General features: G+C 72.8%; 22 protein-coding genes and 1 tRNA gene. 7 read left to right on the top strand and 16 right to left on the bottom strand.

Going from position 1 to position 22,276, the window contains the following annotated elements; translation table 11 throughout:
* Positions 1 to 237 precede the first annotated feature (237 nt).
* The 4 genes from ACZ42X_RS32675 to ACZ42X_RS32660 all read right to left on the bottom strand — a co-directional run bounded on the left by ACZ42X_RS32675 (position 238) and on the right by ACZ42X_RS32660 (position 3,794).
* The gene (locus ACZ42X_RS32675) at positions 238 to 432 is read right to left on the bottom strand and encodes a hypothetical protein (protein ID WP_468297874.1); all 195 of its coding nucleotides are present in this window, start codon (positions 430 to 432) and stop codon (positions 238 to 240) included.
* A 97-nt stretch (positions 433 to 529) separates the two neighbouring features.
* Positions 530 to 1,426 (bottom strand): SDR family oxidoreductase, encoded by an 897-nt coding sequence (locus ACZ42X_RS32670; protein ID WP_361418103.1) that lies wholly within the window; start codon positions 1,424 to 1,426, stop codon positions 530 to 532.
* The gene (locus tag ACZ42X_RS32665) at positions 1,423 to 2,292 is read right to left on the bottom strand and encodes an alpha/beta fold hydrolase (RefSeq protein ID WP_468297870.1); all 870 of its coding nucleotides are present in this window, start codon (positions 2,290 to 2,292) and stop codon (positions 1,423 to 1,425) included. The genes ACZ42X_RS32670 and ACZ42X_RS32665 overlap by 4 nt, the downstream gene beginning before the upstream one ends.
* Positions 2,289 to 3,794, bottom strand: coding sequence for a flavin-containing monooxygenase (locus tag ACZ42X_RS32660; RefSeq protein WP_468297867.1), 1,506 nt, complete (start codon positions 3,792 to 3,794; stop codon positions 2,289 to 2,291). The genes ACZ42X_RS32665 and ACZ42X_RS32660 overlap by 4 nt, the downstream gene beginning before the upstream one ends.
* A gap of 134 nt (positions 3,795 to 3,928) precedes the next feature.
* On the opposite strand from ACZ42X_RS32660, the gene ACZ42X_RS32655 reads away from it, so the two are divergent.
* On the top strand, positions 3,929 to 4,759 hold the full coding sequence (locus tag ACZ42X_RS32655; RefSeq protein ID WP_468297864.1) for a MerR family transcriptional regulator: 831 nt from the start codon (positions 3,929 to 3,931) through the stop codon (positions 4,757 to 4,759).
* A 24-nt stretch (positions 4,760 to 4,783) separates the two neighbouring features.
* On the opposite strand, the gene ACZ42X_RS32650 is transcribed toward ACZ42X_RS32655, so the two are convergent.
* Together ACZ42X_RS32650 and ACZ42X_RS32645 are read right to left on the bottom strand one after the other, a co-directional pair.
* Complete coding sequence (locus ACZ42X_RS32650; RefSeq protein ID WP_468297861.1) at positions 4,784 to 5,818, bottom strand: DUF6528 family protein; 1,035 nt, start codon at positions 5,816 to 5,818, stop codon at positions 4,784 to 4,786.
* A gap of 135 nt (positions 5,819 to 5,953) precedes the next feature.
* The gene (locus ACZ42X_RS32645; RefSeq protein ID WP_468297858.1) at positions 5,954 to 6,772 is read right to left on the bottom strand and encodes an exodeoxyribonuclease III; all 819 of its coding nucleotides are present in this window, start codon (positions 6,770 to 6,772) and stop codon (positions 5,954 to 5,956) included.
* 51 nt (positions 6,773 to 6,823) lie between these two features.
* Here ACZ42X_RS32645 and ACZ42X_RS32640 point away from each other — a divergent pair, with 51 nt between their 5' ends.
* Both ACZ42X_RS32640 and ACZ42X_RS32635 read left to right on the top strand, forming a co-directional pair.
* Complete coding sequence (locus ACZ42X_RS32640) at positions 6,824 to 7,309, top strand: GNAT family N-acetyltransferase (RefSeq protein WP_361418459.1); 486 nt, start codon at positions 6,824 to 6,826, stop codon at positions 7,307 to 7,309.
* Positions 7,310 to 7,506: 197 nt separating this feature from the next.
* Complete coding sequence (locus tag ACZ42X_RS32635) at positions 7,507 to 8,490, top strand: trypsin-like serine peptidase (RefSeq protein WP_468297855.1); 984 nt, start codon at positions 7,507 to 7,509, stop codon at positions 8,488 to 8,490.
* 35 nt (positions 8,491 to 8,525) lie between these two features.
* Here the strand turns inward: ACZ42X_RS32635 and ACZ42X_RS32630 are convergent, their stop codons facing one another.
* A complete protein-coding gene (locus ACZ42X_RS32630) occupies positions 8,526 to 9,107 on the bottom strand; it encodes a TetR/AcrR family transcriptional regulator (RefSeq protein WP_468297852.1) in 582 nt (193 codons plus the stop codon).
* 61 nt (positions 9,108 to 9,168) lie between these two features.
* On the opposite strand from ACZ42X_RS32630, the gene ACZ42X_RS32625 reads away from it, so the two are divergent.
* Positions 9,169 to 10,359, top strand: coding sequence for an FAD-dependent monooxygenase (locus ACZ42X_RS32625; RefSeq protein ID WP_468297849.1), 1,191 nt, complete (start codon positions 9,169 to 9,171; stop codon positions 10,357 to 10,359).
* Positions 10,360 to 10,458: 99 nt separating this feature from the next.
* Entirely contained in the window at positions 10,459 to 12,111 is a 1,653-nt protein-coding gene (locus tag ACZ42X_RS32620) for an amidohydrolase (protein WP_468297846.1), read from the top strand.
* Here ACZ42X_RS32620 and ACZ42X_RS32615 read toward each other — a convergent pair.
* Positions 12,096 to 12,590 carry an FBP domain-containing protein gene (locus ACZ42X_RS32615; protein WP_468297843.1) on the bottom strand — a complete coding sequence of 165 codons (495 nt, stop codon included), beginning with the start codon at positions 12,588 to 12,590 and terminating at the stop codon, positions 12,096 to 12,098. The genes ACZ42X_RS32620 and ACZ42X_RS32615 overlap by 16 nt on opposite strands.
* Before the next feature lie 140 nt (positions 12,591 to 12,730).
* Between ACZ42X_RS32615 and ACZ42X_RS32610 the strand changes: the two genes are divergently transcribed.
* Positions 12,731 to 13,033 carry a hypothetical protein gene (locus ACZ42X_RS32610; protein WP_468297840.1) on the top strand — a complete coding sequence of 101 codons (303 nt, stop codon included), beginning with the start codon at positions 12,731 to 12,733 and terminating at the stop codon, positions 13,031 to 13,033.
* A gap of 138 nt (positions 13,034 to 13,171) precedes the next feature.
* On the opposite strand, the gene ACZ42X_RS32605 is transcribed toward ACZ42X_RS32610, so the two are convergent.
* The 7 genes from ACZ42X_RS32605 to galU form a co-directional block, all read right to left on the bottom strand.
* Positions 13,172 to 13,245, bottom strand: a tRNA-Ala gene (locus ACZ42X_RS32605).
* An 81-nt stretch (positions 13,246 to 13,326) separates the two neighbouring features.
* Positions 13,327 to 14,388: a divisome protein SepX/GlpR gene (sepX, locus tag ACZ42X_RS32600; protein WP_468297837.1), complete on the bottom strand. Its 1,062-nt coding sequence runs from the start codon at positions 14,386 to 14,388 to the stop codon at positions 13,327 to 13,329.
* Between the two features lie 145 nt (positions 14,389 to 14,533).
* A complete protein-coding gene (locus tag ACZ42X_RS32595; RefSeq protein WP_468297883.1) occupies positions 14,534 to 15,136 on the bottom strand; it encodes a GNAT family N-acetyltransferase in 603 nt (200 codons plus the stop codon).
* 14 nt (positions 15,137 to 15,150) lie between these two features.
* Positions 15,151 to 15,711 (bottom strand): MogA/MoaB family molybdenum cofactor biosynthesis protein, encoded by a 561-nt coding sequence (locus tag ACZ42X_RS32590; protein WP_468297834.1) that lies wholly within the window; start codon positions 15,709 to 15,711, stop codon positions 15,151 to 15,153.
* Positions 15,708 to 16,211 (bottom strand): cyclic pyranopterin monophosphate synthase MoaC, encoded by a 504-nt coding sequence (gene moaC, locus ACZ42X_RS32585; RefSeq protein ID WP_468297831.1) that lies wholly within the window; start codon positions 16,209 to 16,211, stop codon positions 15,708 to 15,710. Before moaC ends, ACZ42X_RS32590 begins: the two co-directional genes overlap by 4 nt.
* Positions 16,212 to 16,338: 127 nt before the next feature.
* Complete coding sequence (glp, locus tag ACZ42X_RS32580) at positions 16,339 to 17,649, bottom strand: molybdotransferase-like divisome protein Glp (protein ID WP_468297828.1); 1,311 nt, start codon at positions 17,647 to 17,649, stop codon at positions 16,339 to 16,341.
* A 3-nt stretch (positions 17,650 to 17,652) separates the two neighbouring features.
* On the bottom strand, positions 17,653 to 18,555 hold the full coding sequence (gene galU / locus ACZ42X_RS32575) for a UTP--glucose-1-phosphate uridylyltransferase GalU (RefSeq protein WP_361418068.1): 903 nt from the start codon (positions 18,553 to 18,555) through the stop codon (positions 17,653 to 17,655).
* A 94-nt stretch (positions 18,556 to 18,649) separates the two neighbouring features.
* Here galU and ACZ42X_RS32570 point away from each other — a divergent pair, with 94 nt between their 5' ends.
* Positions 18,650 to 19,261, top strand: a complete 612-nt coding sequence (locus tag ACZ42X_RS32570) for a 5-formyltetrahydrofolate cyclo-ligase (RefSeq protein ID WP_468297880.1) — start codon at positions 18,650 to 18,652, stop codon at positions 19,259 to 19,261.
* 44 nt (positions 19,262 to 19,305) lie between these two features.
* Here ACZ42X_RS32570 and ACZ42X_RS32565 read toward each other — a convergent pair whose 3' ends face one another.
* A complete protein-coding gene (locus tag ACZ42X_RS32565) occupies positions 19,306 to 22,143 on the bottom strand; it encodes a penicillin acylase family protein (RefSeq protein WP_468297825.1) in 2,838 nt (945 codons plus the stop codon).
* Positions 22,144 to 22,276: the final 133 nt, after the last annotated feature.

Here is a 22,276-nt window from a genome sequence, read left to right as displayed (position 1 = left end):
CGTGGGGGGTGGTCGGACGTAAAACGACTGAACTCGCGCGAAGCGCGGTGAACGAGAGTCCGACCACCCCCCACCGGAACCCCCGGCACCCGCCCCACGCCCACCGGCGCGAGCCACCGCACACCGGAAACCCACCGGGCAGGAGCACCGCGCAGCGCCCCGCACGCGCGAAAGCGCCAGGGGCGCACCCGCGTCCGGGTGCGCCCCTGCTTCAACCGCGCGTCACGTCACGTCGCTTCAGACGTCGTAGCTCCGGTCCGCCCGCTCCTGCGCCAGGCGCGCGTCCTCGTCGACGTCCTGCCGACGCTCGTCGCGCTGCTGGCGGCCCTTCTGCGTACGCTGCTGCGCCTCGCGCTTCGCGTCCTGCGCACGCTGCTTGGCCTGGTCCTTGAGCTCCTGCGACTTGTCCTTGAACTGGTCCGAGATGCCCATCGAGGTCACTCCTGAAAGTGGTGGTGTGGGGGTGCGGGGGCCCTTCGGCCCCCGGCCTCGACCAGCCTGGCACGCCCCGACACACCACGCATTTCGATCAAGCGGTAACGGTTCCGTCACGCTCCGTACGCGCCTTTTCGTCGGCCTCTCCCCCCGCCCCGACCAGCCCCGTCCGCACGCTCCCGAGCCGCGGCTCGAAGCGCCGCATCTCGCGCTGCCCGACGGTGGCGATGAGGCCGGGCAGGTAGCCGCGTACGGACTGCATGCCGCGCAGCCACCACTGCGCGTACACGTGGGCCGAGCGCCGCTCGATGCCGGCGACGATCCGGTCGACGGCCGGGCCGAGGGGGTACGTGCGGTTCGACGGCCACGGCAGCCGCTGCCGCAGCTCGCGCATCACGTCGTCCTGGTCGGCGCCCCGGACCATGTCGGTGTCGGTCCACGACAGGTAGCCGACGCCCACGCGTACGCCCCGGTACCCGACCTCCGCGCGCAGGCTGTGCGCGAAGGCCTCGACGCCGGACTTGGAGGCGCAGTACGCGGTCATCATGGGCGCCGGGGTGATGGCGGCGAGGGAGGCGATCTGCAGGAGGTAGCCGCGGCTTTCCAGCAGCACCGGCAGGAAGGCGCGGGCGGTGACGGCGCTGCCGATGAGGTTGACCTCGATGACGCGCCGCCACGCGTCCGGGTCGGACGCGGTGAAAGGGCCGCCGGCCGCGACGCCCGCGTTGGCGACGACGATGTCCACCTTGCCGAAGCGTTCCTTCACCTCGGCCGCGACCCGGGCCATCGCCTCGTGGTCGGTCACGTCGACGTGCCACCAGTCGCTCTCGGTGTGCAGCCGCCCGGAGACCTGCTTGAGCTGCTCGGGCTCCAGGCCGAGGAGCGCGATCCGCGCGCCGCGGGCGGAGAGTTTGCGGGCCAGCAGCTCGCCGACGCCCCGCGCGCCGCCCGTGATGACGGCGACCTGGCCGTCGAGGCTCACCTTGCTCATGCCGCTTCCTCCTTGTGCGTCAGGTACGTGGTCACCAGCGCGCGGATCCGGGCGGTGACGGCCTCCGGCGCCTCCACGGGCGTCATGTGCCCGACGCCCACGAGTTCGTCGAACCCGACGCAGCGGGGCAGCGCGGCGGCGATCGCCCGCGCATGCACGGGCGGCGTGAGCCGGTCGGCGGTGCCGACGAGGACGGCGGTCGGCGCCGTCAACTCCCGTACGCCCGGCTCGACGTCGAGCTCGGCGAGCACGTGCGACCAGGCGACCCGGACCGCGCGGGGGCAGGCGTGCACGATACGGGCGCACTCGGCGACGGCGGCGGGCGAGGAACCGGGGCCCATGGTCCCGTACTTGAGGATCGCCTTCGACAGCGGTGTGACGGGCCCGAAGGGCGCCCGTACGCCGAGGACGGCACGGGTGAGGCGGGTGCGCAGCCGTCCGGCGCGCAGCGGAAGTACGAGCGACTCGGCGACGAGGCGGGAGGCGCCGGTGCTGCACAGCAGGACGGCGGCGGCGCGTTCGCGTACGCCGGGGCGCGCGGCGGCGGCCATGAGGGTCATGCCGCCCATGGAGTGCCCGGCGAGCACGGCCTTCTCGCCGGGTGCGAGGGTGGCGGCGAGGACGGCTTCCAGGTCGTCGGCGAGGGCGTCCGTCGAGTACCCGTCGCGCCCCACGGCCGGCGTACGGCCGTGTCCGCGCTGGTCGTAGACGATGACCCGGTGGTCGGCGGCCAGGTCCCGTATCTGCGCGGCCCAGAACTCCGTGGAGCAGGTCCAGCCGTGCGCCAGCACGACCGCGGGCGCGCCGTCGGCGCCGTACACCTCGACGTGGAGGGAGGAGCCGTCCGCGGAAGTCACCCGGATCACGCGACAGCCCCTTCCCGCACGCGGACGACCTCGTACTCGCTGAGGTCCACGGTCCGCGTCGCACGCCGGAACTCGCTGGTGGTGCCGGGCCACAGCGTGGTGTTGCGGCCGTTGGCGTCGAGGTACCAGCTGTCGCAGCCGCCGGACTTCCACACGGTGCGCTCCATGCGGGCCTGGACGCGCCGGTTCCAGGCGGCGACGGCGGAGGGCCGGGCGGCGAGGGCGGCGCGACCGCCCTGGCCGTCGAGCGCGTCCAACTGCCTCATGTAGTCGGCCAGGTAGTTCAGCTGGGACTCGATCATGAGGATCATGGAGGAGTTCCCGAGCCCGGTGTTGGGCCCGATGATGGTCATCCAGTTGGGGAACCCGGCGGCTGTCGCGCCGCGCAGTGCCTCCATGCCGTCCTTCCACGCCTCGGCGAGGGTGATGCCGTCCGCGCCCACGACCCGTTCGGCGATGGGCATGTCCGTCACGTGGAAGCCGGTGGAGAAGATGATCGCGTCCACCTCGGCCTCGGTGCCGTCGGCGGCGACGAGCGTCCGTCCCCGTACCTCGGAGAGCCCGGACGCGACGACGTCCACGTTGGGCCGTGCGAGGGCCGGGTAGTAGTCGCTGGACAGCAGGATCCGCTTGCAGCCGATGCGGTACGAGGGCGTGAGCTTGGCCCGCAGCGCCGGGTCCTTGATGGCCCGGGCCATGTTCGCCTTGGCGATGGACTCGACGAGTCCGAGCTCGGCGGGCCGCTTGGTGAAGGCGCTGACCTGCAACTCCCGGATGCCCCAGAGCAGTCCGCGGCGCGCCTTGCCGGTGAAGGGCAGCTGCCGGTGCAGCCACCGCTCGGCACCGGTGATGGCGCGGTCCATGCGGGGCATGACCCACGCGGGGGTGCGCTGGAAGAGGGTGAGCCGGCCGACCCGGGGCTGGATGGACGGCACGATCTGGATGGCGGAGGCGCCGGTGCCGATGACGGCGACGCGCTTGCCGGCCAGGTCGTAGTCGTGGTCCCAGCGGGCGGAGTGGAAGACCCGGCCGCCGGTCTCCTCGAAGGAGGCGAGCCCGGGGATGTCGGGGATCTTCGGGTCGGACAGCGGCCCGGTCGCGGAGACGACGACGTCGGCGGTGAGCGTGCCCCGCGAGGTCTCGATCTTCCAGCGCAGCGCGTCGTTGTCCCACGTCATCAGCTTCACCTCGTGGCGGAAGCGGAGGTGGGGGCGCAGCCGGAAGGTGTCGGTGACGTGCTCCAGGTACGCGCGGATGTGCCGCTGGCCGGAGAAGGTGCGCGGCCAGTCGGGGTTGGGCGCGAAGGAGAAGGAGTACAGGTGGGAGGGCACGTCACACGCGCACCCGGGGTAGCTGTTGTCGCGCCAGGTGCCGCCCACGGAGTCGGCGCGCTCCAGAACGACGAAGTCGGTGATCCCCTCGCGGCGCAGCCGGACGGCGGCCCCAAGGCCGCCGAATCCCGATCCGATCACCGCCACTCGTACGTGCTCGTGCTGGCCCATGCCGCCTCCGCATAACCGTCCGCAAGACTTTGCCAGCAATCGCTGGCACGATTCGGAGAGTAGAGCAGCGCCTTACCGAGCGGTAGGGGTCGCGCGGGGAAAAGTTACCGGCGGTACGACATAGGGTTGCGGGCGTGGCAGACGACGGGACGACGACCGAGGGGACGGCCGGGCAGCCGCCGCACGAGCCGCGCGGGGACCGCGAGCAGCGGGCGTCACGCGAGCACCGTGAGGCTCGGCAGTCGCAGGAGCCGCAGGCGCAGCGCGAGGCCCACGAGCAGCGCGACCAGCGCGAGCAGCGCGAGGACCACGCACCGCGCGAGTACCGCGTCGAAGAGCTGGCCGCCGCCGCCGGCATCACCGTGCGCACCCTGCGCTTCTACCGCGAGCGCGACCTGATCCCGCCGCCCCGCCGCGAGGGCCGCATCGCCTGGTACGGCCCCCACCACCTGGCCCGGCTGCGGACCATCGCCGCCCTCCTGGAGCGCGGCCACACCCTGAACGGCATCGCCGACCTCGCCGCCGCGTTCGAGAGCGGCCGCGACGTCGGCGAGGTGCTGGGCCTCGGCGAACCGACCGAGGAGGAGCCCGTCCGGCTCACCCCGGAGCAGCTCGCCGACCACTTCGGCGACCAGGTCACGCCGGAGAACTTCGCCGCCGCCCTGGACCTCGGCTATCTCGCCACGGACGGCGAGGAGATCGTCCACGTCAGCCGCCGCCTGCTGGACGTCTCGGCCGCGCTCGTCAAGGAGGGCATCCCGCTCTCCGCCGTGCTGGCCGCCGCCGCCCGCGTCCGTGAACACGCCGACGCGCTCGCCGGGCTCTTCGCCGCCCTGCTGCGCGAGCACGCCGGCGGAGAGGCCGACGCCGTACGGCTGCGGCCGCTGGCGAAGAGCGTGGTGGAGGCGGAGGTGTCCATGGCGCTGGACCGCCACCTGCACCGGCTGCGCGACCTCAGGCCGTAGAGACGCGGCCGTAGAGACGCGACCTCAGGCCGTGAGGACGGGCACGGGCAGCCACCAGCGCGCCTTGTAGATCCCGCCGTTCGCGAGCTCGTACGTCCCGGCCGGCCGGTGCACGGCCACCTTCCGGGTCCACCAGCTCTCCCCCAGCCCGCTCTCCGGCACGGTCGAGACGACCTGGCCGGTCGCCGGGTCGTCGCCGACCGCCTTGACCCGGGCGCGGCTGATGTCCGCCGCGCCCGCGAAGTCCTGCGTGAAGGCGCGGGCGCTCTTCACGTACTGGTAGACGGCCGTGCCGCTGCTCACCCACAGCCGGTCGGGCCGCCCGGCGACCTGCCCGAGGTCGTGTCCGTGCGGCGTCGGCAGCGGCACCTCGAAGGCCTTCATGAGCGCCGGCCTGGCCGCCGTACCGCCGACCCTCAGGGCCACGAGCCGCTCGCCGCCCAGCGCCCACAGCACCCGCCGCGCGCCGTCCCACTGCAGGCCGTGGGCGTCCTCCAGGGCGTACGACGCGAACGGCACGTCCGCCGGCCCTTGGGAGGCCGCGTAGAGGCGTACGACGTCGCCGGTGCTGCCCGCGACGGCCACGTTGCCGTTCGGCAGGAGCTCGATGCTGTGCGGGTTGACGCGGATGGTGCCGGGCGAGAGGGCACCGGCCCAGTGGCGCCGCCCCGAGGGGTACTCCACGACGGCGGCGAAGCCGTACGAGGCGACGGTGAGGACGTACGTCCTGCCCTGCCAGACGCGCGCCTTGGCCTCGCTGGGGTGCACCCAGCTGAGGCCCGGGTCCAGGTCGGCGTATCGGGGGTCGCCGAGGGGCGAGAACGCCCACCGGACGGCGGAGGCGTCGGCGGCCGGGTCCCAGACGCGCCGCGCGCCGTCGAGCAGCAGGATCCGCTTGGACGCCTGGTCGGTGAGGAGGACGTCGGGCGTCCCGGCGGGGATCTCGGAAGCGGGAACCGGGACGGAGGCCGACGTCGGCACGGGGGCGGTCAGCGGCAGCGCGAGCGTGACCGCGGTGAGCAGAGCGGACCGGAGCGTTCGTACGGTGGCGATGCGCACGAGAGCTCAGCGTGCCAGAAGCATGCCCAGGAAGTGATGCTCCCCACACCTGCTCTGACAGATCATCACTTCCGGAACCGGAGCCGCCGGAACCTACCGGTTTCCGGGTTTCCGGTTACCAGCTACCACTACCGGCTACCGGTTGCCGTACGCCAGCTCGTACACCGCCGTCACCGGCGCGTGGTCGCTCCAGCGCTCGCCGTGGGAGGCCGCGCGCTCGACCCAGGCCTTGACGGCGCGGGCGGCGAGGCCCGGGGTGGCCATGTGGTAGTCGATGCGCCAGCCGGAGTCGTTGTCGAAGGCGCGGCCGCGGTAGGACCACCAGGAGTACGGTCCGGCCTGGTCGGGATGGAGGGCGCGGACCACGTCGACGTAGCCGCCGTCGCCCTCGGCGAGGACGCGCGAGAGCCAGGCGCGCTCCTCGGGGAGGAAACCGGAGCTCTTTTGGTTGGCCTTCCAGTTCTTGAGGTCGGCCTCCCGGTGGGCGATGTTCCAGTCGCCGCAGACCAGCACCTCGCGCCCCTCGGACGCCGCCCGCTCCCGCAGGTCCTTGAGGTAGGGGAGGAAGGCGTCCATGAAGCGGACCTTCTCGTCCTGCCGCTCCGTACCGACCTCCCCGGAGGGGAGGTAGAGGCTGGCGACCGTGACGCCCGGCAGGTCGGCCTCCAGGTAGCGGCCGCTGCCGTCGAACTCGGACGAGCCGAAGCCCACGCGTACCGCGTCCGGCTCGCGCCGCGTGTAGAGGGAGACGCCCGCGCGGCCCTTGGCGGCGGCCGGGGCGTGCGCGGCGTACCAGCCGTCGGGCGTACGGACCGCCTCGGGGAGCTGGGACTCCTCGGCCCGCACCTCCTGGAGGCAGAGCACGTCGGCGGCGGTCCCGGCCAGCCACTCCACGAAGCCCTTCTTCGCGGCGGCACGCAGGCCATTGACATTGGCGGACGTCACAGTGAGCATTCCGGCACGATAACCGAGACCAGGCTACCGCATACATGTACCATCCACCGTATGCTTATACGCCCGGTCCCCTTCGACCACCCTGACGCCGTCAAACTCAACGACGCCGTCCAGCTCGAGTACGCCGAGCGGTACGGCGACGAGGGCGATCTCACACCGCTCGACCCCTCGATGTTCCGTCCGCCGCGCGGCCTGTACCTGCTGGCGTATGACGAGCGGGACCGCCCGGTCGCGACCGGCGGCTGGCGCACGCAGGACGAGAACGACGAGGGATACGCCGACGGGGACGCCGAGCTCAAGCGCATGTACGTGATCCCCGAGGCGCGCGGCCTGGGCCTGGCCCGCCGCATCCTCGCCGCCCTGGAGGAGGACGCGCGCGCCGCCGGGCGCACCCGCATGGTGCTGGAGACCGGCGACATGCAGCCGGAGGCGATCGGGCTGTACACGTCGAGCGGGTACGCGCCGTGCGCCAAGTTCGGCTACTACCGCGAGTACCCGAACAGCCGCTGCTTCGCGAAGTCGCTGACGCGCTCCTGACAACCAGGCCCCGCCCGTGGGACCCTGCCTCACGCACGGCACGCACGGCACGCACGACACGTACGGCGCGCACCACACGCACAGCAGGCACCACAAGCACCGCAGGCACCACACGCACCGCTGATCCGCACCGCTCTTCGTTCCCCCACCCTGCCCGGCCGCGCGACCGCGCCCGGGCACGGCAGAAGGAGACATGCGTGAGACGCCACCGCACCGCCACGGGCATCCTGCTGACCGTCGGAGCCCTCCTCACCGGCGCCCTGTCCGCCACCGCCGCCACCGCGGCCGCCCCGGCCGGACCGGCGCCCGCCCCGCAGGCCGAGAACGCCCCGTCCGCCCGGACCGTCACCGCCGCCGAGCAGCAGGGCGCCCGGGCCTTCTGGACCGCCGAGCGCATGCGCGCGGCCACCCCGCTGGACCTGGAGCTCACCCCGCGGGCGCTGAAGAAACTCACGGCGCCGCGGCCGGGCAAGGAGACCACCACCGTCGCGCCCACGGCGTTCCCGCAGCCCGGCGGCGCGTGGACCGGTGGCGGGGCGGTCGTGAAGACGTCCGGGCGGGTGTTCTTCACCTTCCAGGGCCGTACCGCCTCCTGCTCCGGCAACGCCGTGACCAGCCAGAACGCCTCCACCGTCATCACGGCCGGCCACTGCGTGAAGTACCAGGGCAGCTGGCACACCAACTGGGTCTTCGTCCCCGCCTACGACAACGGCCAGGCGCCCTACGGCCAGTGGACCGCCACCAAGACGCTGACCACCCCGCAGTGGGAGGCGAGCGAGGACATCAACCACGACATCGGCGCGGCCGTCGTGGCCCCGCTGAACGGCCAGAAGCTCACCGCCGTCACCGGCGCACAGGGGATCCAGTTCAACGGCGGCTACAACAAGCCGATGTACGCCTTCGGCTTCCCGGCCGCGTCCCCGTACGACGGTTCCAAGCTGATCCACTGCAGCGGGAACTCCTCCAAGGACTTCCTCTTCTCGCAGGACCACAGCCTGGCCTGCAACATGACCGGCGGCTCCAGCGGCGGTCCCTGGTTCACCGGCTTCAGCGAGTCGACCGGCACGGGCCTGCAGGTCTCGGTGAACAGCTTCGGCTACACCTTCCTGCCGAACCGGATGTTCGGCCCGTACTTCGGCGACGTGGCGAAGGCGCTGTACGACAAGGCGCAGGTGTCGTAACCCCCGGCGGTCCGGCGGGGACCACCCCGCCGGACCTAGGGGGTGTCTTGCCGCAGCGCCGCGTCCACCAGCGCGCGGATCTCGGCACGCAGCCCACCGGTGCCGGCCTGGCCGGTGAGCCGCTCGAAGACCAGCCCGTCCACGCACGCCAGCAGCGTGACCGTCCGCCCGTCCGGGTCCGCGGCCCCGTGCGCGGCGAGCACCGCCCGTACGGCGTCGCGCGCGGCGTTCTCGCGCGGTACGAGGACCTCCCGCAGCTCCGGCTGGTGGACGCTCTCCACCGCGCACGCGTACCGGGCGAGCGTCCTCCGCCGCCCCTCACCGGTCAGGCGCGCCTCACTGAACCGCGCCAGGGCGTCGGCGAGTTCGTCGGGGCCCGCTCCGGGCGGGAGCGGCGCACGCCCGGCCGCCTCCCTCAGTTCCGCCTGGTCGAGTTCGACCAGACGTACGGCAAGGGCGGTCAGCAGCGCCTTGCGGGTGCGCAGGTACGCCGACGTCGTACCGGTCGGCAGCCCGGCGGCCGCGTCGACGGCGCGGTGCGTGAGGGCGCGCATGCCGCCGTCCGCGAGGACGGAGAGGGCGGCGTCGGCGAGGACGGTACGGCGATCCCGGGTCATGACCCCTTTCTACACCCGTAGTAGCCTCCTTCTACACCTGTAGAAAGCGCGAGGGGGAACGATGCGGCCTGGACGAGCAGTGGTGATCGGCGGCGGAATCGGCGGGCTGGCGGCGGCCCTCGGACTCGTGCGCACCGGCTGGCGGGTCACCGTCGTCGAGCGCGCCCCGGACGCCCTCGCCGACGCGGGCGCGGGGATCTCCCTCGCCGCCAACGGCATCCACGCCCTGGACGCGCTCGGCGCCGGGCCCGCCGTCCGCGCGGCCGCGCGCCGCCAGCTCACCGGCGCCACCCGCACCCCGGGCGGCCGGGTGCTCGCGCGGATGGACGGCCACGCCCTCGAACGCGCCCTGGGCGCACCGATCCTCGGCATCCCGCGCGCCACCCTGCACCGGCTGCTGCGCGCTCCGCTGCCGCCCGGCGCGCTGGTCACCGGCGCCGAGGTGACGGCCGTCGAGGACGACCCGGAGGCGCCGCACGCGCGCGTGCGCACGGCCGACGGGCGGACGTACGACGCCGACCTCGTCGTCGCGGCGGACGGCGTCAACAGCCGCGTCCGGGCCCGGCTGCTGCCCGACGCGCCAGGTCCGGCGTACAGCGGCTCCACGGTGCTGCGGGCGATCACCGGGCACCCGGTGGACGTGGGCGGCGCCGACTTCCAGCTGACCTGGGGGCGGGGCGCCGAGTTCGGTCACCTCCTCTTCGCCGACGGGCGCGTGGAGTGGCACGCAGTGCTCAACGCCCCGGCGGGCGTGCGCCCGCGCGACCCGCTCGACGCCGTGCGCCGCCGGTTCGTCGGCTGGCACGACCCGATCCCCGCGCTGCTGGCGGCGACCGCGCCGGGCGCGGTGCTGCACCACGACATCAACGAGCTGGTCACGCCCCTGTCCACGTACGCCGTCGGGCGCGTCGCGCTGCTCGGCGACGCCGCGCACGCCATGACGCCGCACCTCGGCCAGGGCGCCTGCCAGGCGCTGGAGGACGCCGTGACCCTGGCCGCCGCGGCCGCCGAGGCGCCCGACGTCCGTACGGCGCTGGCCCGGTACGACGCCGAGCGGCGACCGCGCAGCCAGGCGGTCGCGCTGGCGGCCCGCCGTGCGGGCCGGATGGGACAGCGGCTCGCGCACCCGGCGGCCGTCGCCCTGCGCAACGCGGCGATGCGGCTCACGCCCTCCGGGGTGGCGATTCGGACGATCCTCCGTCATGCGTCCTGGACACCCCCGGAGCTTCGGCCAGAGTTGGCCAACTCGTAGGGGTGCGGGGGTCGAAACGTTCATCCTGCGCATGGACACCGCCGTGTCCCGCCGCACACTGAACGACGAACGACACCTCCGTGAACCAGGAGTACGCCCATGGCCCCTCACCGCACCGCGGACCTCGTCTTCACCGGTGGCCCCGTCCACACCGTGGACCCCGTGCGCCCCCGGGCGAGCGCGGTGGCCGTCCGCGGCCGGCGCATCGTCGCCGTCGGCGGCTCCGAGGTGCACGGGCTGATCGGCCCGCGCACCGAAGTCGTGGACCTGCGCGGCCGGCTGCTGATACCCGGCTTCCAGGACGCACACGTCCACCCGGTGGGCGCCGGCGTGGAGATGGGCCGCTGCGACCTGAGCGGGGCGACGACGGCGGAGGCGTACCGCCGCCGCATCCGGGAGTACGCGGACGCGCACCCGGAGGCGGAGTGGATCACCGGGGGCGGCTGGTCGATGGAGGCGTTCCCCGGCGGCACGCCCGACCGCCGGTTCCTGGACGAGCTGGTCCCCGACCGGCCGGCGTACCTCGTCAACCGCGACCACCACGGCGGCTGGGCCAACTCCCGTGCCCTGGAGCTCGCCGGGATCACCGCCGACACCCCCGACCCGGCCGACGGGCGCATCGAGCGGGACGCCGACGAGCATCCCACCGGCATGCTGCAGGAGGGCGCGATGACCCTCATCGCCGACCTCGTACCGGCGCCGACGCTGGACGAGCTCACCGCGGGGCTGCTGCGCGCGCAGGAGCTGCTGCACTCGCTGGGCGTCACCGCCTGGCAGGACGCGCTGCTCGGCGACCACGCGGGCATGGCCGACCCCGCCCCCGCGTACGCGGCCGCCGCGCGCTCCGGGAGGCTCACCGCGCGGGTCGTCGGCGCGCTGTGGTGGGACCGTGCGCGTGGCCTGGAGCAGCTGCCGGAACTGCTCGCGCGGCGCGAGGAGTTGACGCACGGCAACCTCCGTGCCACCACCGTGAAGATCATGCAGGACGGCATCGCCGAGAACCACACGGCCGCGCTGCTCGGCCCTTACCTGACCTCGTGCGGCTGCGCCTCCGACAACTCCGGCATCTCCTTCATCGACCCGAAGGCGCTCGCCGAGTACGTCACCGCCCTGGACGCCCACGGCTTCCAGACGCACTTCCACGCGCTGGGCGACCGCGCGGTGCGCGAGGCGCTCGACGCCGTGGAGGCCGCCCGCGAGGCGAGCGGCGGCGCCACCGACACGCGGCCGCACCTGGCGCACCTCCAGGTGGTGCACCCCGAGGACGTACCGCGCTTCGCGCGGCTGGGCGCGACCGCGAACATCCAGGCGCTGTGGGCGGCGCACGAGCCGCAGATGGACGAGCTGACGATCCCGTTCCTCGGTCCGGAGCGGGCCGCCTGGCAGTACCCCTTCGGCGACCTGCTGCGCGCCGGGACGCGGCTCGCGGCGGGCAGCGACTGGCCGGTCAGCAGCCCGGACCCGCTCGCCGCGCTGCACGTCGCGGTCAACCGCGTCCTGCCGGAGGACGGTCCGGACGCGCCGATCTTCCTGCCGGAGCAGCGCATCGGCCTGGACGCCGCCCTCACCGCGTACACCGCGGGCAGCGCGTACGTGAACCACCTCGACGACACCGGCGTCATCCGCGCCGGAAACCTCGCCGACCTGGTGGTCCTGGACCGCGACCCGTTCGCCGCGCCGCCGGAGCGGATCGCCGAGACGCGGGTGCTCCAGACGTTCGTCGGCGGGGCACGCGTCTACGCGTACAGCTGATCCAGGAACGCGGCGAGCTTGCCCCGGGTCCGCTCGATCTGCTCCTCCACCGTGAGGCGCTCGTCGAAGCGCGCACCGGACTCGGGGCGCTTCTTGCCCCGTACGTAGAGGGAGCAGTCCAGGTCGGTGCACACGTACAGGCCGACCGAGTTGCCCTCGCGCCCGGCCGCCCCGGCCTTGCGCGCCGTCATCAGCGTCACGCCGCTGAGCGGGTGGGTGGTCAGACAGATCGAGCACAGACTGCGCCGCAGCCCGGCGGCCTGCCGCGAGGCGAGACGCAGCGCGACGCCGACCACCTGCTCGCCGCGCTCGGCGACCAGGTAGGCGCGGTCGGGGGCGGACAGATCACGCCAGCCGAGAAAGTCCAGGTCGTCCCACGGCCGCTGGGCCAGATCCCGCGGGAGGGGGAGACGGGCGGCCTCGCCCTTCGAGCAATTGACGAACGACGCACGGATGGTGCGCTCAGTGACTGCCTTCATGGTCAAGGACCGTAGCCAGCCTAGGACCACTAGGCAAAGGGTTAATTACCCTAGGGGCGCCTCGCGGGCACCCGAGGCACCCTGAGCCCTCGCCTCGGGGCGCCTGGAGGTCGCGGGAAGCGGGCTGGTTTGATCGCCCCATGAGCGGTGCGATCGATCCGACCGACGGCAGACCCGAGCCGAAGGGCCCCGTTATCCTCGGCGGCCTCTCCGTCGCCATCTGGTTCTGCTGCCCCTACTGGATGCTCGTCTGGGCCGTCGCACTTCCCCTTGGCCTCGTGGGCTTGGTGTGGGGCTGCATCGAACTCCGCACCGCGTCCAGGCTGCACGCCGACCGCACCCGCGCCGTGACGGCTCTTGCCCTTTCCGCCGTGGGCACGACGGCGGCCATCGCCTACTTCGCCTTCCTGGCCACGCACCCGGACCTGCCGATCCAGGGGTAGGGCGCGGCCCGCACCGGCACGGTGCCGCGCCGATCGTTCCCTGTACCGACCCTCTGTTCCACAACTCAGCACACTTGGTTGCCGTACGGGCAAGACAAAGCCCCCGCCCGGTTTCCCCGGCGGGGGCTTTGATGTGCGTGGACCTGAGGGGATTTGAACCCCTGACCCCCTCGATGCGAACGAGGTGCGCTACCAGTCTGCGCCACAGGCCCTTGCGACGTGTGAAACATTAGCATCCCGATCGGGCTGCTTGGAAATCCGTTCCCCGTCGGCGGCGGCGAAGGAGACCCGCGTCACTCGTTGGCCGCGCGCGGGCGGTCCTCGTCCGCGTACTGGTCGAAGAGCGGCGTGCGGCCGTGGTCGCGCGTGCGGCGCGGCGGGGGCGGCGTCGCGCTCGGGTTCGGGTTCTGGCGGGTGGGCGGGGGCGGGGTCGGCTCCGCCACGGAGGAGCGGGCGGCGCTCCAGGTCTCCGGGTCCGTGACGTCGACGCCGCCCGTGGCCCGGGGGGCCACCGGGGCGGTGACGTAGGTGGGGAGCGGGACGGGGACCGGGTCCCAGCTGTCGCCGCGCGCCGGGCCCCGGTCGCGCTGCTGGTCCACCCACTCCGCGTGGTCCGTCTGCTCCACCAGCGCGCGGCGGCCCGCCTCCTGCGGGGAGACCGCGGGCGCCGGCTCCGGCTGCGGGCCGGCCGACTGCGGATCGGCGGGCTCCTGCTCCGGGGCCGGCCGGGGGCGGCGGCGACTCTCGCGCAGGCGCTGCGCGGCGGCCTCGGCGCGGCGCCGGTCCATGACGTACACGAAGCGCCGCCGCTCCTGGGCGCGCAGGTGCACGATGTACGCGCTCAGCAGGACCGCCGGGATGCCCGGGGCCCACAGGAACGCGAGGCCGCCGACGGCCGCGACGATCGCGCCGAGGGTGAACGCCAGGAACAGGACCACCGTGGTGCGGCGGCGCCGGGCGAGGACCCGGGAGCGGCGGGCGCGTTCGGCGGCGGCGCCGGCCGCGCGCGGACGGCCCGCCGGGCGGGGCCTGGCGGGCGGGGCGTCGGGGACCTCCAGGCGCGCCTCCGTCAGAGCCGGGGGCGCGGCGAAGGCCCGGACGTCGACGGAGCTCAGATGCTCCGTCTCGGCGTCCGGGTCGGCCTCGGGCCCCACCTGTCCGGCGGTGCGCCGGTCCAGCTCCTTGGCGTACCGGCGCTCCATCCCCGCCCGTCCGGACAGGAGCCGGATGGCGGTGCTGAAGCGTTCCGTCGGACGGGCCTCGTTCAGCTCGTCCTGCCGTCGGAGCCACATCGGCACCAAGTAGGCGGCCCAGGCCCCGACGATGACTGCGTAAATGAGGCCGCTGCTGCTCACATCCCACACCGTAGAGGGGTTCGCAGCAGGCCATCGGCCAATTGGGCCGGTGTGTCGCACGATCTGGCTGATATCACTGAATTTTTTTGTGATTGATCGGACCGGATCTGGTCGACTCACGCTTTAATTCGAACAAATATTTTATTTAACGCGGTGTTCCCGGTCGGACCCGGTGCCACCGGCGCAGCAGCCCCTCCGGGACCTCCTCGGCCGTGAGGGCGAAGACGAGGTGGTCGCGCCAGTCACCGTCGATGTGGAGGTAGCGAGGGCGCAGGCCCTCCTCGCGGAATCCCAATTTCTCGACGACCCGGCGGCTGGGCGTGTTCTCGGGGCGAATACAGACTTCGATCCGGTGCAGTCCCACCGAGCGGAAGCAGTGGTCCACGGCGAGCGCCACGGCGGTCGGCATGACGCCGCGCCCGGCGACCTCGCGGTCCACCCAGTACCCCACGTGCCCCGAGCACATCGAGCCCCAGGTGATGCCGGCGACCGTCAGCTGGCCCACGAGCCGCCCTTCGTACTCGATCACGAAGGGCAGCATCCGGCCCGCGTTCGCCTCCGTGCGCAGATGGCGGACCATCTGGCGGTACGTGGGGCGCTCCACCAGCGGGCCGCCGGGGGCGGGCGGCGGGATGGTCGCCTCCCAGGGGCGCAGCCAGTCGCGGTTGCGCCGGTTGACCTCGCGCCAGGCCCGCTGGTCGCGCAGCTTTATCGGACGCAGGGCGACCCGTCCGTCCACCAGGGTCACGGGCCAGGCGGGGTTCATGACGGTCTGGGGTGGTCGCCGCCGCGCAGCTGGTCGACCGCGTGGACCAGGATCCGGCCGAGGACGGCCAGGCCGTCGCGCACGCCGCCGGTGGAGCCCGGCAGGTTCACGATCAGGGTGCCGGCGGCGACCCCGGCGAGCCCCCGGGAGAGGGCGGCCGTCGGGACCTTGTCGCGGCCGTACGCGCGGATCGCCTCCGGGATGCCGGGGATCTCGTGGTCGAGGACCCGACGGGTGACGTCGGGGGTCCGGTCGGTGGGCGAGATGCCGGTGCCGCCGGTGGTGACGATGGCGTCGTACCCGGCGGTGACCCCTTCGCGGAGGGCCGCCTCCACGGGGTCGCCGTCGGGGACGACCACCGGGCCGTCGACGGCGAAGCCCAGTGCGGTGAGACCCTCGACGATGAGGGGGCCGCCCTTGTCCTCGTACACCCCGGCGGACGCCCGGTTGGAGGCGGTGACGACGAGCGCGCGGTACGTCCGGTCCGGGCCCTTTGGATCGGGCTGCGGCTGGTGGGCGTCGTGCGCGCCGTGGACGTGGCCGGCCCGGGGGGTCACTGGGCCGCTCCGTCCGCCTCGCCGGCGCGCCGGTAGTCGCCGGACTTGCCGCCCGTCTTCTCCTCCACCCGTACGTCGGTGATGACGGCCGCCTTGTCGACGGCCTTCACCATGTCGATCACGGTCAGCGCGGCCACCGACACGGCGGTCAGCGCCTCCATCTCGACGCCCGTGCGGTCGGTGGTCTTCACGGTCGCCGCGATCTCCACCGCGTCGTCCGCGACCGTCAGGTCGACCTTGACGCCGGAGACGGCCAGGGGGTGGCAGAGCGGGATCAGGTCGGGCGTGCGCTTGGCGCCCATGATGCCCGCGATCCGGGCGGTGGCCAGCGCGTCGCCCTTGGGGACGCCCTCGCCGCGCAGCAGCTCGATCACGCGGGGGGAGACCAGGACCCGGCCGGTGGCACGGGCGGTGCGGGCGGTCACGTCCTTCCCGGAGACGTCGACCATGCGGGCCGCTCCGGCCTCGTCGATGTGCGTCAGGCTGCCTTGCGTACTCACTGCTGAACTCCGCCTCGCGTGTTCCGGCGCCGATTGCCCCGCCACGGCCATTGTCGCGCCGGCGGGGGCCGGGGGTGGTCCCCCGGGAAGGCACAGCGGCAGACACCGTACCGCCACACCCGTCCCGTCAGCCGATGAGGACCACTTCCAGCTCGGCGCCCGGCTCCACGGTGGTGGTGTCCTCCGGGACGACGAGCAGCGCGTCCGCGTGCGCGAGGGCGCCGATCAGGTGCGAGCCGGCGCCGCCCACCGGGGTGACGGTGCCCGCTTCGGCGTCGTACCGGCCGCGCAGGAACTGGCGCTTGCCGGACGGCGACGACAGCGGCTTGTCGGCGGCAAGGGCGGCCCGCACGCGCGGGCGCTGGACGTCCGGGCGGTCCTTGAGCCCCATGAGGGCGCGGATGGCGGGGCGGACGAACAGCTCGAAGGAGACGTACGAGGACACCGGGTTCCCCGGCAGGGCGAGCAGCGGGGTGTGCTCGGGGCCGATGGAGCCGAAGCCCTGGGGCTTGCCCGGCTGCATGGCGAGCTTGCGGAAGTCGATGCCGCTGCCCGGCTCGTCCTGGTCGCCGACGGAGGAGAGGGCCTCCTTGACGACGTCGTACGCGCCGACGCTGACACCGCCGGTGGTGACGAGCATGTCGGCCCGGATCAGCTGGTCCTCGATGGTGGCCCGGAGGGTGTCGGCGTCGTCGGTGACGGCGCCGACCCGGTACGCGATGGCTCCGGCGTCGCGCGCGGCGGCGGCCAGCGCGAAGCTGTTGGAGTCGTAGATCCGGCCGGGGCCGAGCTCCTCGCCCGGCTGGACCAGCTCGCTGCCGGTGGAGAGCACGACCACGCGCGGGCGGGGACGCACCCGCACGGTGCCTCGGCCGATGGCGGCGAGCAGGCCGATCTGCGGCGGCCCCAGGACCGTGCCCTCCTCCAGGGCGAGGTCGCCCGCCTGGACGTCGCTGCCCCGCGCGCGCACGTGGGCGCGGACCTCGACCGGGCGGTGGACGCGGACCTCGCCGCTCGCGCCCTCGGGGGCGGCGCTCGCGGCGCGCATGGTGGTGGCGGGCGCGCCGCCGGTGCCGCCGTCGGTCCACTCGACCGGGACGACGGCCTCGGCGCCCGGCGGCAGCGGCGCGCCGGTCATGATGCGGGCGGCCTGGCCGGGGCCGACGGTGGGCAGTCCCCCGCTGCCCGCCGCGACGTCACCGATGACGGTGAGGACGGCCGGGAACTCCTCGCTGGCGCCGGTGACGTCCGCGACCCGTACCGCGTAGCCGTCCATGGAGCTGTTGTCGAAGGGCGGCAGGGCGACGGGCACCATGACGTCCTCGACCAGGACACAGCCCTGGGCGTCGGGCAGCGGCAGCTCGATGGGGTCGAGCGGGCGGATCGCGCCGAGGATGTCCTCCAGGTGGTCGTCCACCGACCAGGTCGTGCTGCTCAATCCCTACATCTCCTCGGTGACGTAACGCTGAAGCCAGGAACGGAAGTCCGGTCCCAGATCTTCACGTTCGCACGCGAGTCTGACAATCGCCCGGAGATAGTCGCCCCGGTCACCGGTGTCATAGCGGCGGCCCTTGAAGACCACGCCGTGGACCGGGCCGCCGACCTCCTCGTCGGCGACGAGCTTCTGGAGGGCGTCGGTGAGCTGGATCTCGCCGCCGCGGCCCGGCTCGGTCTCGCGGAGTATCCCGAAGACCGCGGGGTCCAGGACGTAGCGGCCGATGATGGCGTAGTTGCTGGGCGCCTCGGCGGGGTCGGGCTTCTCGACGAGGTTGGTCACGCGGACGACGTCGGAGTCGCCGGTCGGCGCGACGGCGGCGCAGCCGTAGAGGTGGATCTGGGAGGGCTCGACCTCCATGAGGGCGATGACGCTGCCGCCCTCGCGCTCCTGGACCTCGATCATGCGCTGGAGCAGGGGGTCGCGCGGGTCGATGAGGTCGTCGCCGAGGAGGACGGCGAAGGGCTGGTCGCCGACGTGCGGGGCGGCGCACAGGACGGCGTGGCCGAGGCCGCGCGGGTCGCCCTGGCGGACGTAGTGCATGGTGGCGAGGTCGTTGGACTCCCGGACCTTGCCGAGGCGCTCCTGGTCGCCCTTCTTGACGAGGGCTTCCTCCAGCTCGTAGTTGCGGTCGAAGTGGTCCTCGAGGGGCCGCTTGTTGCGGCCGGTGATCATCAGCACGTCGCAGAGGCCGGCGCCTACGGCCTCCTCGACGACGTACTGGATGGCGGGCTTGTCGACCACAGGGAGCATCTCTTTGGGAGTGGCTTTCGTGGCCGGCAGGAACCGGGTGCCAAGGCCTGCGGCCGGGATGACAGCCTTGCTGATCCTGTGGTGCGACTGAGTCATGCGGAGCACCCTATCGGGTTGGTATGGGCGGATGATTAGCGTCCGGTTAACTTCCCTCCCATATAGGCGTATACGAGGGGTTTGAGAGTTCATGATGACCGGCAGCATGTCCGAAAAGACCGCTCTGCGGCGCCAACTGCTCGACGCGCGGACCCTTCTGACCAGTGAGGACGTCGAAAAAGCGGCCTTGGTTCTCGCGGAGCTGGCCCTCAAGCTGCCCGAGCTGCGACGGGCACGGACGGTCGCCGCATATGTGTCGGTGGGGAGCGAACCGGGCACGCGCGCGCTCCTCGACGCGCTGCGCGCCCGGGGCGTACGCGTCCTGCTGCCGGTGCTCCTGCCCGACAACGACCTCGACTGGGCCCCCTACGAGGGCCCTGAGCGGCTCGTACGGGCCCGGCGGGGGCTCCTGGAGCCGTCGGGGCCCGCGCTGGGCGTGGACGCCGTCCTGGAGGCCGACACGGTCCTGCTGCCCGGCCTCGCGGTGGACTCGCGCGGCATGCGCCTGGGGCGGGGCGGCGGTTCGTACGACCGGGTCCTGGCCCGCTTCGTACGGGCCGGGGAGGATCCGTACCTGGTGGTGCTGCTCTACGCGAACGAGGTGGTCGAGCGGGTCCCGGAGGAACCGCACGACCACCCCGTGCACGCGGTGGTGACGCCGGACGTCACGCTCCGGTTCAGGCCCTTCCGGGGCCTGATGGCGTGAGCGCCCCCGGCGCCGCCGTCACGGCGTGAGCGCCCCTGCCGCCGTCATGGCTTGAGCACCAGCCGGTCGACCGTCCCGGCGTCCACCGCCCGGTCGGTGTAGGCCCAGTCGAGCAGCTCGCCCTTGGCCCACAGCTCCGTCTGGTCGGTGTAGTGCGAGCTGTACGCGTGCCCGGAGGCGCCGGACAGGTTGATCCAGCGGGACCTGTCCCAGTCGCCGACGTTCACCACCATCCGCATGGACGGGACCCAGACGACCTCGTAGCCGCCCGCGGCGTTCCAGCCGGTGGCGTTGACCGCGCCCTCGCCGCCGGACAGGTTCCAGGGGCCGCGGTTCAGCATGAACTGCAGGAAGCCCGGGCCCTCGGTGCCGAGGGTCTTGTTCTTCAGGGTCAGCTGGTGCAGCCGGCCCCAGCTCCAGCTGCCGACGTCCTTGCCGAGCTTGGCCGTCAGCTCCCAGCGGGCGTCGACCATGGCGCGCTTGAGCAGCTGGTCGCGGGTGGCGGTGCCCTCGTCGATGCGGTTGGCCGGCGACTGCCACCACGCGTTCTTCTCGTCCTTCAGGAGCGGGCGCACCACCTCGTACCACCGGTCGCCGCCATCGGGCTGGGCCGCGTCGGCGGCGCGCTGGCCGCACTCGCGCACGAGCTTGTTCTGCTCGTCGATGGGGCCGGTGGAGTCGGCCGGGCGCACGTTGAGGCACTCGCCCTTGACCCGCAGCTCCTTGGGGAGCTTGTCGCCGAAGGCGAGCTTCAGGACGTTGCGCCAGACCGCGTTGAAGTAGGCGGCCGCGCCGGAGTCGGCGTCCTGGGTGTAGTCCCAGCCCTCCAGGAGCTTCTGGGCCTCACGGACGTACGGGTCGTCGATGTCGATCTTCAGCAGGTAGGGCGTCAGCATCTCGGCGATCTCGCTGCTGTTGTCCATCTGCATGGTGCGCATGTCGTCGGTCGAGATCTTGCCGCCGTCCTTGATCTTCGACTCGATGAGGTCGTTGATCCGCTGGCTGCGCGAGCCGTAGCTCCAGTCCTGGGTGAGCAGGTACGGGTACTTCTCCGCGTCGATCACGGCCTGGTTGGCGGTCACGATGTAGCCGCGCTCCGGGTTCTCCTCGTACGGGAGCTCCTCGAAGGGGACCGACTCCTTCTTCCACTGGTACTTCGGGTCCCAGCCGGGCGCCGGCATGGTGCCGTCGTGGCCCTCGGCGCGGACGGGGATCCTGCCGGGCGCCTGGTAGCCGATGTGGCCCTCGGTGCCCTTGGCGTCGGCGTAGATGAGGTTCTGCGCCGGCACCTCGAAGTCGCGGGCGGCCTGGCGGAACTCCTTGAAGTCCTTGGCGCGGTTCAGCTCGAAGACGGCGTCCATGGACTTGCCCGGGTCCAGGGCGGTCCATCGGAGGGAGACCGCGTAACCGTCGCCGCGGTCCGGGGCGGAGGCGGTCACGGGGGCCTTCTCGCCGACCTTCTCCAGCTCGTTGCTGCGGTCGGAGACCAGGGGGCCGTTGTTGGTGGTCCGGACGGTGATGGTCCGGCTGCCGCCGCCCGCGATCTTGATCGTCTCCTCGCGGGTGGTGAAGGGCACTTCCTTGCCGCCGTACTGGTAGCCCCGGTCGGAGACCTTCTGGAGGTAGAGGTCGCTGACGTCGGCGCCCAGGTTGGTGAAGCCCCACGCGATGTCCTGGTTGTGACCGATTATCACACCGGGCATACCGGAGAAGGTGTACCCGGCGACGTTGTACCGGCACTTGTCGGACACGGCACGACAGTGCAGGCCCATCTGGTACCAGAGGGACGGCAGCTGGGGCGCCAGGTGCGGGTCGTTGGCCAGGAGCGGCTTACCGGTGGTCGTGTACTTGCCGGAGACGACCCAGGAGTTCGATCCGATGCCGCTGCCGTTGGGGCCCAGCAGCGCCGGGATCTCGTCCAGGGACGTCGACAGCGAGGACAGCTGCGCCTGGAAGCCCTCAGCGGCCCCCTGCGGGGTGCTCGCACCTCCGCCGGCACCCGAGGCCCCGGAGGCGTCCGCAGAAGCCCCGGAGGCCCCCTCGGAGCCCGTCGCGCCGCCGTTGCCCGTGCCTGCGTCCGCGCCGGTGTCCGTGCCCGTGTCGGACGGCTTGGCGGACGGGTCGAACTCGCCCTTGGCGTCGTCCACCGCGCCCTTGTCCACGATCGGCCGGTGCAGGTTGTACGGGTACGCCGGGTACAGGTCCTTGATCTGCTGCTCGCCGAGCCGGCTGGTCATCAGCGAACGGTCGATCTCCTGCTTCATGTTGCCGCGCAGGTCCCACGCCATCGCCTTGAGCCAGGCCACCGAGTCGACCGGCGTCCAGGGCTCGATGGCGTAGTCGTTGCTGAAGGCGAGGGCGGCGTACTCGACGGAGACGTCACGGCCCTCCTTGCCCTTCAGGTAGGCGTTGACGCCGTCCGCGTACGCCTGGAGGTACTTCTTGGTCTCCGGCGACAGCTTGGTGCGGTACTCCTCCTCGGCCACCCGGTGCCAGCCGAGCGTGCGCAGGAAGGCGTCCGTGTCGACCTGACCCTTGCCGAACATCTCGGAGAGCCGGCCGGACGTCATGTGGCGGCGTACGTCCATCTCCCAGAACCGGTCCTGCGCGTGGACGTACCCCTGCGCGCGGAACAGGTCCTCGTCGGTGGAGGCGTAGAGCTGCGGAACGCCGTACCCGTCGCGCTTGACGTCGACGGGGGCGCTCAGGCCCGGGAGGTCGATGGTGCCGGTGGTCTGCGGGAAGGGGGCACGCACCGTGCTGACGGTCCAGTAGGCCCCGTAACCGACGCCCGCGACCAGCGCCAGCACCAGAGCGAACACGAGCAGGCGGGCGCGTCGCCCCTTCTTCTTGGTGGAAGCGGCGGTGGTGTTGGCGGGCATCGCTGTCCTTCGAGGCGCAGGCTGGTCCTGGTGTGCTTTGGAGCAACCATAGGCGCAGCGCTCACCGGGCCCGGACGCGGTGTCAGTACCAGGCCCCCTCGGGGGCCCTCACCGACCCTCACCAGGCCTCCGC

Source organism: Streptomyces sp. NPDC030862, assembly GCF_055571835.1.
The sequence above is the reverse complement of the archived record's forward strand: the minus strand, read 5'-3'. Positions and strand labels throughout refer to the sequence as shown.